At 75.0% G+C, this 15,102-nt stretch carries 2 protein-coding genes; both read right to left on the bottom strand.

The window, feature by feature from the left end; all coding sequences use genetic code 11:
- Positions 1-26: 26 nt before the first annotated feature.
- A complete protein-coding gene (locus MXD61_RS10445) occupies positions 27-6,605 on the bottom strand; it encodes a type I polyketide synthase (RefSeq protein ID WP_248812633.1) in 6,579 nt (2,192 codons plus the stop codon).
- Positions 6,605-15,102: type I polyketide synthase (locus MXD61_RS10435; RefSeq protein WP_285223220.1), on the bottom strand; the 8,498-nt coding region annotated here is incomplete at its 5' end. The genes MXD61_RS10435 and MXD61_RS10445, both read right to left, overlap by 1 nt.

Here is a 15,102-nt window from a genome sequence, read left to right as displayed (position 1 = left end):
CGTCGGAGAACGGTCGTCGACACCGTTCACGAGTACTCGACCCGGGTGTGTCCCACCTGCTCGCCGAGGATGTTCTGGAGCCAGTCCCGGACGACGCCGGAGGTGACCTCCGCGTGCTGTTCGCCGATGGTGAAGTGGTTTCCCGGCACGTCGAGGACGGTGTGGGCGCTCGGCCAGGAGGAACGCCAGTCCGTCGCCAGGTCCTCGGGTGCGACGTCGACCAGCGGTTCGGCGGCCCGCACCAGCAGGACGGGCGTCGACATCGGCGCTGGTGCCCAGTCCGCGAACAGGTCGCAGTACCAGCCCATGGCCGTCAGTCGGGTGTCGTTCATCGCGACGAACGCCCCCTCCCGTTCGAACATCCCACCGACCAGCACGTCCTGGAACTGGGCGATGGCCTGGTCGTTGGCCAGGTAGGTGTCGAGCAGGACGACAGCCGCCGGGTCGAGTCCCCGGCGCTCCAGTGCCCGCGCCGCGGCGACGGCGAGCAGGCCACCGGACGACGCGCCCAGCAGGACGGGCGGTACCCCGCCGCCGTGGATGGCGACGGTCTCGGCCAGCAGGTCGATCAGGGCGTCGACACTGGTCGGTAGCGCCTCGGCGTCCTCGAAGCCGGGCAGCGCCACCACGGACACGTCCCGTTCGCCGCGGAAGAACGACGCGAACCGCAGGAACTGGTGGACCCCACCGAGCGCGACGAAGGACGAGAAGCAGATGATCGGCGGACGGGCGGGCCCGCGGGCGATGCGCACCGGTGCGGGAATCCGGGGGAGGTCGTCGACGCCGGTGAACATCGGCCGCAGCAGCGCCGCGTCCCGCAGCAGGTCCAGCCCAATCTTGATCTTGCCGCTGGCGGTGGCCCGGCGAAACAGCGCGGTGGCTGGTTCGGCGCTGGCCTGCGCCGCCGGATCGGACGATCCGGGGTCGGTGAGCTCCGACGACGGCGTGCTCACCCCGGCGGTCCGCTCGTCGTCCACGGCCGCCCGGGCCAGCTCGGCGGACAGGTACCGGGCGAGCTCGACGGGGGTCGGATGGTCGAACACAACGGTGGGCCGCAGCCGCAGCCCGGTGGCGTCGGCCAGCCGGTTGCGCAGGCCGATGCCGGTCAGCGAGTCGAATCCCAGCTCCAGGAAGCTGCGGTGCGCCGCCACCTCGTCGGTGCTGGCATGGCCGAGCACCGACGCCACGTCGGCGCGGACCAGCTCGACGAGCGTCGCCTCCCGCTCGGGCCCGCCGAGCCCGGCAAGCCGGCGCGCGAACGCATCGCGTTCGACGGCGGCGTCGACGACCCGGCGGGTGGAGCCCTGGCGGGTGGGTCCCGGGCCGTCGACGAGGCCACGCAGCAACGGCGGCACAGTACCTGCCCCTACGGCCCGCTTCCCGGTGGCCGATCCGCCGGACCGTACGCGCAGGGCCACGGGGGTCAGCCAGATCGGCACGGCCACCGGCACGGCGGTCGCCAGGGCCGCGTCGAACAGGGCCAGCCCCTGCTCGCTCGACAGTGGTCGTGACCCGCTGGCCGACATCCGGGTCAGGTCGGCGGCGCCCAGGTGGGCGGTCAGCGCGCTGCGCTGCTCCCACATTCCCCAGGCCAGTGACGTCGCCGGCTGGCCCGCCGCCCGGCGCTGGACCGCCAGGGCGTCGAGGACGGCGTTGGCCGCGGCGTAGTTGCCCTGCCCGGCGCTGCCGAAGACCCCCGCCGCCGACGAGTACAGGACGAAGGCGGTCAGGTCGGCGTCGCGGGTCAGCTCGTGCAGGTGCCAGGCGGCGTCCGCCTTCGGTCGCAGCACCGCGTCGATACGCGCCGGGGTCAGCGCGGCGATGACCCCGTCGTCGACCGCACCGGCCGTGTGCACCACACCGGACAGCGGGAACTCGGCCGGGATGGACGCCAGCGCGCCGGCGAGTGCCTCCCGGTCGGCGACGTCGCAGGCGGTGAGCGTGGCGTTGACCCCGAGGGCGCCAAGCTGCGCGAGCAGCTGCGCCGCGCCGGCCGCCTGGGCACCCTGCCGGCTGAGCAGCAGCAGTCGCCGCACCCCGTGGGCGGTGGCGAGGTGATGGGTGACCAGCCGACCGAGCGTGCCGGTGGCCCCGGTGACCAGCACCGTTCCGTGCGTCGCCCAGACCGGCGCGCTGCCCGCGGTCCCGTCCCCCGCCACGGCGTCGTCCCCCGCCACGGCGTCGTCCGCCACACCGGGCGGGGTGGTGAGCCGGACCAGCCGTTCGGCGCGGACCATCCCGGTGTGCACCGCGAGCCGCGGTTCGTCGGTCCTCAGCGCCGCCGGGAGGACCGCGTACGACTCGACGTGATCGTCCAGGTCGACCAGCACGAAGCGGTCCGGGTGCTCCGACTGGGCCGAGCGGACCAGACCGCGGACCGCGGCGGCCGCAAGATCGCGCCCGGGCCGCCCCGACGTCCCGGGGTCGCCGTCCGCGGCGATCAGCTCCCGGGTCACGAACACCAGCCGGCTGGACGAGAACCGTTCGTCGGCCAGCCACTGCTGGACAAGCGCCAGCGCGGCGGCGGTGGCCGCCCGTACGGCACCCGGAACATCCGTGTCCGGGTCGCCGCCGGGCACGAGGGTGAACACCAGATCCGGGCCGGGAACGTCCGGTGCCGTCACATCGGCGAGCGTTTCGGTCAGCCGGGCCGGCGTGCCGGTGGCGACGAGCCCGGCGAGGAGGCCCTCGACGAGGCTGTCCTGCGCGGGGCCGAGCACCGCGGTGGACGGTGGGCCGGATCCAGCCCGGACCGCGAGATCCGCCGTCACCGGCGCCCACCAGATCCGGAACAGGCAGTCACTTCCCCTGAACCGGGTGGCGCGGGTGTCGTCCGCCGCCCGCGCCAGCGCCCCCGCGGGCACCGGGCGCAGGGTCAGCGCGCCGACGGAGACGACCGTCCGGCCGGCGACGTCGGCGGCGAGCAGGGACACCGCGTCGCCTTCCTGCGGGGTGAGCCGGACCCGCAGGGTGGTGGCGCCGGTGGCGTGCAGCCGCACCTCGGACCACGAGAACGGCAGCCGGCCGAGTGCCCCGGCGGGAACCGGCCCACCGAGGAAGCCGACGGCCTGGAACGCCGCGTCGAGCAGCGCCGGATGCACACCGAACCGGCCGGCGTCGGGGTGCTGCTCCGCGGGCAGGACGACTTCGGCGAACAGCTCCTCGTCCCGGCGCCAGAGCGCCCGCAGGCCCTGGAAGGCCGGACCGTAGCCGAAACCGGACTCCGCGAACCGCTCGTAGCAGCCGTCGAGGTCGATCTGCTGCGCGCCGGTCGGTGGCCACACCCCGATCTCGTCCGGGCCCGGTCGATCCGTGCCTGGTCGAGAGGTGGCCCGGCTCGACAGAACCCCGGTCGCGTGCGTCGTCCACGGGATGTGCTCCTGCGCGTCCAGGTCGGCGGAGCCGGGCGCCGACCTGGAGCGGGCCGGTTCGACCCGGGACCGGATGTCGATGCCGCGCCGCCCCGACGGGTCGGCCGCACCGACGAGAACCTGCAGGTGGATCGCCGTATCGGCCGGGATGATCAGTGGTGCCGCCAGGGTCAGTTCCGCCACCTGGTCGAGTCCGACCTGGTCACCGGCGCGGATCGCGAGTTCCACCAGCGCCGTCCCGGGTAGCAGCACGACGCCGGTGACCGCGTGGTCGGCGAGCCACGGGTGGCTGCGGGTGGACAGGCGGCCGGTGAGCGCCACCGGGCCGGCGTCCGGCCAGTCGACGGCCGCCCCCAGCAGGGGATGATCGGCCGCGGCCAGACCGACCGACGGGGCGTCGCCGCCGACACCGCGGTCCGCCTCCAGCCAGAAGCGGCGCCGCCGGAACGGGTAGGTCGGCAGGTCGACGAGCCGCGCACCGGTGCCGGTGAACGCGGCGCTCCAGTCCACCGGTACCCCGTGGACGTGCGCGGCGGCCACCCCGAGCAGGAACTGGTCGAGACCACCCGTGTCGCGCCGCCCCGAGGCGATGGTCAGGACGGCGTCCGGACCGGCTCCGGCCACGCCCGCGAGGTCGAGTCCGGCGTCCAGGGCGATCTGTCCGATCGCGGCGGTCAGCACCGGATGCGGGCCGACCTCGATGAACGTCCGGTGCCCGTCGGCCAGCAGGGCGCGCACCGCCCGCTCGAACTCCACGGTCTGGCGGGTGTTACGCAGCCAGTAGGGGGCGTCGAGGGTCGCGGTGTCGATCCGTTCGCCGTCCACCGTGGAGTAGAACGGTGTCGCGGCGGAGACCGGCCGCACGGGCCCGAGCCCGGCCAGCAGCCGGTCGCGGACCCGGTCGACCGCCGGGGAGTGGGAGGCGATGTCGACGGCGATCCGCCGGGTCCGCGTCCCCTCCGTCGCGCAGCGTTCCAGCAGCTCGGCCAGGGCGGCGGTTTCCCCCGAGACGACGACCGAGTCGGACGTGTTGACCGCGGCGACGGCGAGCCGCCCGTCCCAGGGCCTGAGCAGCGTCTCGACCTCGGCCCGGGGCAGTGCCACCGTGACCATCCCGCCCTGTCCGCCGAGCTCCGCCGCCAACGCCGCGCCGCGGCGCGCGATGGCGAGGGCCGCGTCGGGCAGGCTGATCGCCCCGGCGACGCAGGCCGCGGCGATCTCGCCCTGGGAGTGTCCGACCACCGCCGCCGGTCGGACCCCGAACGTCCGCCACAGCTCGGCCGTCGCCGTCATCACCGCGAACAGCGCCGGCTGGACGACGTCGGACCGGTCCAGACCGGGTGCGCCGGCAGCGCCGCGCAGGACATCCCACAGCGACCAGTCGACGTGCGGGGCGAGCGCCTGCGCGCACAGGTCGAGCCGGGACCGGAACACCGCCGAGGACTCCGCCAGCTCCAGCGCCATTCCGGCCCACTGGCTGCCCTGGCCGGAGAAGACGAACACCGGCGCACGGCTGGCGTCCGCCACACCGGTGGCGACCATGGGGGTGGGCCGCCCCTCGGCGAGCGCGGCAAGCGCGGTGAGCAGCCCGCCCGGGTCCGCGCCGACGGCGACCGCCCGGTGTGGGTGGCGTGCCCGGGCCGTCACCAGTGTGTGCCCGACATCGGCCGGGCGCCAGGACGTCGCGTCGGCCAGTTGGGCCCGTAGCCGCTCGGCCTGGGCCCGCAGCGTCTCGTGGTCGTTCGCCGACAGGACCAGCGGGACGGGAGGCGCGACGTCGGTGCTGCCGGTCCCGTCGGTGCCGCGGACGGGGGGCGGGTCGGGCGGGCCGTCCGTCGGGGTGTCCACCGGTGCCTGTTCGACGATCAGATGGGCGTTCGTCCCGCTGACTCCGAACGAGGAGACACCGGCGCGGCGCGGACGGTCCTCGGCCGGCCACGGCATCGCCTCGGTGAGCAGTCGGACCGCGCCCGCGGACCAGTCGACGGTGCGGCTGGGCCCGTCCACGTGCAGGGTCCGCGGCAGCAGTCCGCGGCGGATCGCCATGACCATCTTGATGACGCCACCGACCCCGGCGGCGGCCTGCGTGTGGGAGATGTTGGACTTCAGCGACCCGAGCCACAGCGGTCGCCGTGGATCCCGGTCGCGCCCGTAGGTCGCCAGCAGCGCCTGGGCCTCGATCGGGTCACCGAGGGTCGTCCCGGTGCCGTGTCCCTCGACGGCGTCGACCTCCGCCGGGTCGAGGCGGGCGTCCGCGAGCGCGGCCCGGATCACCCGCTGCTGGGACGGGCCGTTCGGCGCGGTCAGCCCGTTGCTGGCCCCGTCGGAGTTCACCGCCGAGCCGCGCAGGACCGCGAGCACCGGCCGCCCGGCCCGGCGGGCGTCCGAGAGCCGTTCGAGCAGCAGCAGGCCGGCGCCCTCCCCGAACCCGGCGCCGTCCGCCGCGTCGGCGAACGACCTGCACCGGCCGTCGCGGGACAGCCCGCGCTGCCGGCTGAACCCGATGAACAGCCCCGGGCTCGCCATGACCGTGACACCCCCGGCGAGGGCGAGCCCGCACTCCCGGCGGCGCAGTGCCTGACAGGCCAGGTGCAGGGCCACCAGTGACGACGAGCAGGCCGTGTCCAGGGTCAGCGCCGGACCTTCCAGGCCCAGCTCGTAGGCGATGCGTCCGGACGCCACACTCGACGCCGTGCCGGTGCCGAGAAAACCCTCGACGTCGGCGGGAACGGCGGGCAGGCGCGCGGCGTAGTCGGTCGCCATCACGCCGACGAACACTCCGGTGGCGGAGCCCCGCAGACCGCGTGGATCGATGTTCGCCCGTTCGACCGCCTCCCAGGCGATCTCCAGCAGGACCCGCTGCTGGGGGTCCATCGCGAGTGCCTCCCGCGGCGAGATGCCGAAGAAGTCGGGGTCGAAGGTGGCGGCGTCGTCGAGGAAGCCGCCCTCGGCCGTGTACAGGGTGCCCGGCTGGTCCGGGTCGGGGTCGAACAGTGCGTCGACGTCCCAGCCGCGGTCGGCGGGAAAGGCCCCGACCGCGTCGACGCCGTCGGCGACCAGGCGCCACAGCTGTTCGGGGGACCGCACCCCGCCCGGATACCGGCAGCCCATGCCGACGATCGCGATCGGTTCACCCGCGGCGTCCGCGAGGTCGCGGTTGCGCTCGCGCAGCGCGTCGTTGTCCAGCAACGCCGTCCGCAGTGCCTGGACGACCTTCTCCGTCGACGTGGCCATCACTGACTCCACCCGTCAGGCCGGGACGCGACATCGGCGTCACCGGCTCCGTCCGATCCGGAAACCTCGGGCCGGCCGGCGGCGGGCGCCCCCTGGTCCCCGAGGACGAGCTGCACAAGATCATCGAGGTCCATCGACGCGATCGCCGCCTGGCGCCCGAGCGCGGCGGCCGACCCGACGGCATCCGCCGGCTCGGCCGTCCCGCCCGCTCCGGACGTCGCCCCCCGCTGGCCTGGTACTCCAGGTCCGGCCGGCCCGCCCGCAGCGGCCGTCTCGCCCGGGGCAGGGGCGAGCTCGTCACGCAGGTAACCCACCAGTGCCGTGGGGGTCGGGTAGTCGAAGACCAGGGTCGCGGGCAGCCGCAGACCGGTGGCCACGCCCAGTCGGTTACGCAGCTCGACCGCGGTCAACGAGTCGAAGCCCAGGTCACGGAACGCTCGCCCCCCTGCCGCCGCGGACCCCGGGTCGTGCCCGAGGACAGCCCCGACCTGGCCGAGCACCAGCTCGGCGAGGATCTCGTCCCGTTCCTCGGGGGACACCGTGAGCAACCGCCGCCGCAGGGTGTCGGGCCCGCCGTCGCCCACCGCGTCCACGGCCGCGGCGCGGCGCGGACGGGTCCGCACGAGCCCGCGCAGCAGCGGCGGGACACCACCCGGTCCGGCCCGACCACCGAGGGCGGCGAGGTCCAGGCGGACCGGGACCAGCAGGGCCCGGTCCGCGGCCAGGGCCGCGTCGAACAGCCGCAGCCCCTCGGCCGAGGTCAGGGCCCGCACCCCCGCTCGTTCCAGCCGTCGCAGGTCGGGGTCGCCGAGCCGTCCGGTCAGCTCGCTGCGCTGCTCCCACAGCCCCCAGGCCAGCGACGTCGCCGGCAGGCCCGCCGCCCGCCGCCGATGGGCGAGGGCGTCGAGGAAGGCGTTGGCCGCGGCGTAGCTGCCCTGACCGGGCCCGCCGAAGACGCCCGAGGCCGAGGAGAACAGCACGAACGCCGACAGGTCAAGCTGGCGGGTGAGTTCGTGCAGGTGCCAGGCACTGTCGACCTTGGGGCGCAGCACCGGGTCCAGCCGTTCGGGGGTCAGCGCCGGGATCACCGCGTCGTCGAGGACACCGGCGCAGTGGACGACACCGGTCAGGGGATGGTCCGCCGGGATGGCGGCGAGCAGATCGCTGAGCTGGGCCCGGTCCGCCACGTCACCGGCCCGCACGGACACCTCGACGCCGCAGGCCGCCAGGTCGGTGACGAGCTCGGCCGCGCCCTCGGCGGCGCTGCCGCGCCGGCTGACCAGCAGCAGCCGGCGCACCCCGTGGACGTGGGCCAGATGCCGGGCCACCAGTGCACCGAGGACACCCGTGCCACCGGTGACGAGGACCGTTCCGTCGCGCCGCCAGCGGGCGGGTTCGGTCTCGTCGGTCGGCGCTGTGGTCGGGACCCGGACGAGCCGGGCGACCCGGGTGGCGCCGTCCCGGATCGCCAGCCGCGGCTCCCCGCTCGCCAGCGCCGCGGCGACCAGGGCGTCGGTCGACACCGCACCGTCAGAAGCCCTCCCGATACCGCCGGCGATGTCGGCATCCGGGGCATCGCCGGGATCCAGGTCGAGAAGCACGAAGCGGTCCGGAGCCTCCGCCAGTGCCGACAGTGCCAGGCCCCATACCGCGGCGCCCGCGAGATCGCGCACGTCCTCCCCGGGGCGTGCCGCCACCGCCCCCCGGGTCACCAGCACCAGCCGGGACGACCCGAAACGCTCGTCCGCAAGCCAGGTCTGCAACCAGGCCAACGCCCGGTGGGTCGCCCGCCGCACCTCGCCCGGCGGGTCGCCGGGCACGTCCCGCGCCTCGGCCGCGACGGGGCGAAGGGGTAGGAGCACCACCGCGGGCGGAGCGGCGATCGGGTGGGCGGCCGCGAGCGCGTCCAGGTCGGGATACGAGCGGGTCGGCAGCCCCAGGCCCCCGTCCGTCGCCGGCTGCCCGACATCAAGGGCAGCCCAGGGCTGGACCGTTCGCGGTGTCTGGCCGGTGGCCGACGCCGCCCAGTCGAGCGCGAACAGCCGGTCACCGACACCGGTGAGTCCCACGGGCTGGTCTCCCACCGGCCGCGTGACCAGGGAGTCCACCACGGCGACCGGGTTTCCGGCCTGATCGGCGAGGACGATCCGGGTCCGGTCTGGACCCAGCGGGCTCAGCCAGGCTCGCAGCCGGCCGGCGCCCGCCGCGAGCAGGGACACCCCGTCCCAGGAGAACGGCAGCCGGGCGGCCTGGCCACCGGAGTCGGCGCCCTCGTCGGCCGCGGCGGCGACCCACAGGCTCTGCAACGCGGCGTCCAACAGCGCCGGGTGCAGCCCGAACGAACCGGCTGTGCCCTGGAGGTCCGATGCCAGCGCGACCTCGGTGAAGACGTCCGCACCGCGGGTCCACACCGACCGCAGACCCTGGAAGGCCGGCCCGTAGGCGTAGCCGGCGGCGGCGAACCGCTCGTACACGCCGTCGAGATCCACCGCCGAGGCGCCCGGTGGCGGCCAGCTTCCCGCCAGCTCGGCGAACGCGGGTTCGTCGGCCGGATCGGGCCCGGCCGTCGCGCCGGCCGTCGCCTCACCGGCGAGCAGACCTCCGGCATGCCTGACCCAGTCGGCGCCGGGGTCGCCCGCGGGGCGGGCGTGCAGGGTCAGCGCACGGTTCCCACGGTCGTCGGGACCGTCGATCCGCAGCTGAAGGTCCACCGCGTCCCGTTCGGGCAGGATCAGCGGGGAGTCGAGGGTGAACTCCTCGACCCGGTCGCAGCCGACCTGTTCGGCCGCGCGCAGCGCCAGCTCGACGAACCCGGTGCCCGGCAGCAGGACGGAACCGGCGAACATGTGGTCGGCGAGCCAGGGATGCGTTCGCCGGGACAGCCGGCCGGTCAGGATGTGGCCGTGGCCGTCCGCGAGCTCGACGACCCCGCCCAGCAGCGGATGGTCGGCGGGAGCGATCCCGGCGGCGGCGACGTCGCCGACCGCGGCGGGGGACGTCGCCGCCCACCAGTAGCGCCGTTCCTGGAAGGGATAGGTGGGCAGGCTGGTCGTCACCGCCGCGAGGTCCGGCCGGTCGACCGGTGGCGGACCGTCACCGGTGGCGTCCGGCCAGCGCACGTCGACCCCGTGCAGGTAGGCCTCCGTCAGCGCGTCGAGCATCCGGGGTGCCCCACCCTCGTCGCGGCGCAGCGTCGCGACGGTGACCGGATCGCCGGCGTCCGCGTTCGGCTCCACCGGTGTCCCGTCGATCGTCTCCTGGATGCCGACCGTCAGGACGGGGTGCGGGCTCACCTCGACGAACACATCGTGTCCGGCGGCGAGCAGGGCGCGGGTGGTCTCGTCGAAGCGCACCGTCCGCCGCAGGTTCGTCACCCAGTACTCGGCATCCATGGTCGCGGTGTCGAGCAGGCCACCGGTGACCGTCGAGTACAACGGCACCGAGGCCGTCCGCGGGCGCACCGGCGCGAGCAGCTCGCGCAGCCGCGGCCCGATCTCGTCGACCTGGGCCGAGTGCGAGGCGTAGTCGACCGGGATGCGACGGATGCGGACCCCCTCGGCCACGCAGTCGGCCGACAGCGCGGCGAGCGCGTCGGTGGAGCCGGCCACCACGGTCGAGCGCGGGCCGTTCACCGCGGCGACGGACAGATCCGCCGCCCACGGCGCCAGCCGCGCCTGGACCTCCTCGACCGGCAACGCCACCGCGACCATGCCGCCCCGCCCGGCCAGTGCCCCGAGCGCCTTCGCCCGCAGCGCCACCACCCGCGCGGCGTCGGCCAGGGACAGTCCGCCCGCGACGCAGGCGGCGGCGATCTCGCCCTGCGAGTGTCCGACGACCGCCGCCGGTTCCACCCCGTGGGAACGCCACAGCGCCGCCAGCGACACCATCACGGCGAACAGGGTCGGCTGGACGACGTCCACCCGGTCCAGCGATGGCGCCCCTGCCGTGCCGCGCAGCACGTCGGGCAGCGACCAGTCCACCTGCGGGGCCAGCGCCTCGGCGCACTGCTCGATGCGCTCGCGGAAGACCGCCGAGTCCGCGAACAGGCCGGTCGCCATCCCCGCCCACTGTGTGCCCTGGCCGGGAAAGACGAACACGACCGACCGGCCGGAGCGGGCGACGCCCTCGCGGACCTCGGCCGTGGGAGCGCCCGCGGCCAGCGCGTCCAGCCCAGCGAGCAGGCTCCCGCGGCCGCCCGGTCGCAGCGCGGCCCGGTGTTCGAAGGCCGATCGCCGCCGCAGCGCCGCCCCGACATCGGCGAGGGCCTGCTCGGGATGGTCGGCGAGGTGGGTGCGCAGCGCGGCGGCCGACGCGCGCAGCGCCACCGGCGTGCGGCCGGAGATCAGCCACGGCAGCGCGGGCAGATCCTGCTCACCGGCCACAGGTTCGCCGGCCACAGGTTCGCCGGCCACAGAGCCATCGGCCACGGCACTGGTCGGGTCAGCCGTGGGATCGACCTCACCACCCGCTGCTCCAGGCCCTGGTGCCGGTGGCTCCTCGAGGACGAGATGGGCGTTGGTGCCGCTCATGCCGAACGACGACACCCCGGCCCGGCGTGGCCGCTGCCGGGCGGGCCAGGGGACGGGCTCGGTGAGCAGCCGGACCGCGCCTGCCGTCCAGTCGACGTGCGGGGACGCTTCCTCCGCGTGCAGGGTCCGCGGGAGCACGCCGTGGTGCAGGGCGAGGACCATCTTGGCGACTCCGGCCACACCCGATGCCGCCTGGGTGTGCCCGATGTTCGACTTCAGCGATCCGAGCCACAGCGGCCGGTCCGCCGGCCGTCCCTGGCCGTAGGTCGCGAGCAGGGCCTGGGCCTCGATCGGATCCCCGAGGGTCGTGCCGGTTCCGTGCGCCTCGACCGCGTCGATCTCGTCGGCGCGCAGACCGGAGGTGGCCAGCGCCTGGCGGATCACCCGCTGCTGGGACGGTCCGTTGGGGGCGGTCAGGCCGTTGCTCGCCCCGTCGGAGTTGACCGCCGAGCCCCGGATCACGGCGAGGACGGGATACCCGGCGCTGCGTGCGTCGGACAGCCGGGCCAGCACCAGCATGCTGACACCCTCGGCCATGCCCATACCGTCCGCCGCGGCGGAGAACGCCTTGCAGCGGCCGTCGACGGCCAGGCCCCGCTGGCGGCTGAAACCGACGAACGCCCCCGGAGTCGCCATGATCGCGACACCGCCGGCGAGCGCCAGCGAGCACTCCCCGCGCCGCAGCGCCTGGCTCGCCAGGTGCATGGCCACCAGCGACGACGAACAGGCGGTGTCGATCGTGACGGCCGGACCCTCCAGGCCGAAGGTGTAGGCGAGCCGGCCGGAGAGCACACTGGGCGCGCCCCCGGTGAGCAGATGCCCCTCGGCGTTGTCGGGGGACGCCGCCGCACCGAGGACGTAGTCCTGGTAGTTCGCGCCGACGAACACCCCGACCGGGGCACCGCGCAGCGAACCCGGCTCGATCCCGGCCCGCTCGAACGCCTCCCACGAGGTGGCGAGCAGGAGCCGCTGCTGCGGGTCCATCGCCAGGGCCTCCCGGGGCGAGATGCCGAAGAAGTCGGGGTCGAAGTGCCCGGCGTCGCGCAGGAAACCGCCCCGGCGGGTGTACGAGGTGCCGGGATGGTCGGGGTCGGGATCGTAGAGCGCGTCGAGGTCCCAGTTGCGATCGGTCGGGAAGTCGCCGATGACGTCCTCGCCGGCGGCCAGCACCCGCCACAGGTCCTCCGGGGTCCGCACCCCACCGGGGAAGCGCAGGCCGAGCGCGAGGATCGCGATCGGCTCCTCCGCGGCACCGGGTGTGGAACCGGTCGTGGCGGCAAAGGGAACGGTCGGTGTGGCACCGACGAGGTCGACGCGCAGGAATTCGGCCAGCGCCGTCGGGTTCGGGTAGTCGAAGACCAGGGTGGTGGGCAGGCGCCGGCCGATGGCCGCGCCCAGCCGGTTACGCAGGTCCACCGAGGTGAGCGAGTCGAACCCCAGCTCACGGAACGCGCGGGCGGCGTCGACCGATCCGGCGCCCCGATGCCCGAGCACCGCGGCCGCCTCGGTCCGGACCAGCTCCAGCAGCACCCGGCCGGCCTCGGCCGCGGGCAGGCCCCGCACCCGGTCGACGAGTGCCGACGCCGACGACGTCACGGCCGGGCGGTCGGCGCCGGTACCATCCGCGGCGTCGGCACCCAGTGCCTGCCGGACCTGCGGGATCTCGCTCAGCAGCGGGCTGGGACGGGCCGAGGTGAACACCGGTGCGAAGCGTTCCCACTCGACGTCGGCGACAGCGATGTGCGTCTCGTCGTCGGCGAGAACCCTGGCCATGGCCGTCATCGCCAGCTGCGGGTCGAGGAACGGCAGGCCCTGGCGGCGGACCCGGTCCAGATCGAGGCCGTCCGGGGTGGCGGTGCTCGCCCACACCTCGGAGCTGTCCCAGACCCCCCAGGCGATCGAGGTGGCGACCAGGCCCTGGTCGCGGCGCCACTGGGCGAACGCGTCGAGATAGGCGTTCGCGGCCGCGTAGGCGCCGTGGTCACCGCTGCCCCACACTCCCGCGATCGAGGAGAACAGCACGAAGGCGTCCAGCGGGGTGTCTCCGAGCGCGTCGTGCAGGGTGCGCGCGCCGACCGCCTTCGCGGTGAGGACAGCGGCGAGATCGGCCGCGGTGAGGCCGGCGAGCGGGGCCAGCTCGATGACGGCGGCGGCGTGCACGACCGCGCGCACCGGCGAGCCCGCGGCGGCCAGATCGGCCACGAGGCCGGCCACGGCGTCCGCGTCCCGCAGGTCGCAGGCCGTCACGGTCAGCCGGGCGCCCGCGGCGATGACGTCGGCGGCGACGTCGGTCATCCCGGCGACCTGCGCGCCTCGTCGCGAGACCAGGACGACGTGGTCGGCGCCGGCGTGGGCCAGCCAGCGGGCCAGCCTGGGACCGAGCGCGCCGGTGCCACCGGTGACGAGGACGGTGCCGCGCGGCCGCCAGCCCGTGCCGCCGCCCTGGTCGTCCCGCGCGGTCTGGTTGGTCTGGTTGGTCTGGTTGGTCTGGTGGGCGGTCTCTCGCTGGCCGGGGGCCGCCCGGACCAGCCGGCGGGCGAACGTTCCCGCGGGCCGGATCGCGAGCTGGTCCTCGCCACCGTCCACCGGGTCGGCCGCGACGATCGCGAGCAGCCGGGCCACGGCGCGTTCGTCGCACCCCTCCGGCAGGTCGACCAGACCACCCCAGCGGTCGGGATGTTCCAGGCCGACGACCCGGCCCAGTCCCCAGACCGCCGCCTGGACGGGAGCATCGATCGGCTCGAACCGGCCGAGGGACACACCGCCCCGGGTCAGCATCCACAGCGGCGCCGTCACGTCGAGGTCGCCCAGGGCCTGGGCGAGCGCCAGGTTCAGCGCCAGCCCCACCGGCAACCCCGGATGCGCCGGGTGGGCGGTCTCGGCGAACGCCAAGGTGGACAGGACTCCGACGGGTCGCACGGTGCCGGCCAGAACGTCGGTGCCGGCCAGAACGTCGGTGCCGGCCAGAACGTTCGTCAGCGCGGCGACGACCGCGGCGCGGTCGGCGGCGCCGTCCGCGAGCTCCACCGGGATGACGTCGACGCCCGCCCGGCGCAGGCCGTCGGTGGTGCCGACCACCCACGGGTCCGTACCGTGACCGACGGGGTGTACCAGCAGCCAGGAGCCGGTGAGGGCGCCCGACGTCGTGGCCTCGATCGGGCGCCAGGTGACCCGGTAGCGCCAGGTGTCGATGACGGACGCCCGGGCCTCGCGACGGCGCCAGGACGAGAGCACCGGCAGGGCCGCCCGCAGTGGTTCGATCGCGGCATCGGCGTCGAGGGCGGCCGTCAGCGCGGTCAGGTCCTCCTGGTCCACCGCGGCCCAGAACCGGGCGGTGGCCGGATCCGCCGGCGCCCCGGCCGTGATCTCGGGCACCGCGGTGGTGCTGGGCACGTCCACCCAGTACCGCTGTTCCTGGAAGGCATAGGTGGGCAGATCGACCCGCCGCGGCGACGCCCCGAACGCCGGCGCCCAGTCCACCGCAACCCCGTGCGTGAACGCCTCGGCCACACTCGCGAGGAAGCGACGGGGACCCCCGTCATCACGGCGCAGCGTCCCGATGGTCACCGCACCCGAATCCGCCGCGTCGATGGTCTCCTGTATGCCGACCGTCACCACCGGATGCGGACTGACCTCGACGAAAACACGACGGCCGCCCTCGACCAGGCCCCGCACCACCGGCTCGAACAGAACCGGCTCCCGCAGGTTGCGCGCCCAGTAACCGGCATCCAACACCGCCGCGTCCACCGGCTCACCGGTCACCGTCGAGAAGAACGGAATCTCCGGCACCCGCGGGGTGATATCGGCCAGAGCCGCCGTCAACTCGTCCGTGACATCGTCGACCTGCGCCGAATGCGACGCATAATCCACCGCGATCCGCCGAACCCGAACCTCCTGCGTTTCACAACCGGCCAGGAACTCGTCCAACGCCCGCGGATCACCCGACACCACCGTCGACGACGGCCCGT

This window comes from Frankia sp. AgPm24, from assembly GCF_023243055.1.
GTDB classification, from domain to species: domain Bacteria; phylum Actinomycetota; class Actinomycetes; order Frankiales; family Frankiaceae; genus Frankia; species Frankia umida.
The sequence above is the reverse complement of the archived record's forward strand: the minus strand, read 5'-3'. Positions and strand labels throughout refer to the sequence as shown.

Bases quoted from the DNA above. Each gene is read 5' to 3' on its own strand.
- MXD61_RS10445 (WP_248812633.1), bottom strand. From the start codon at position 6,605: ATGGCCACGTCGACGGAGAAGGTCGTCCAGGCACTGCGGACGGCGTTG.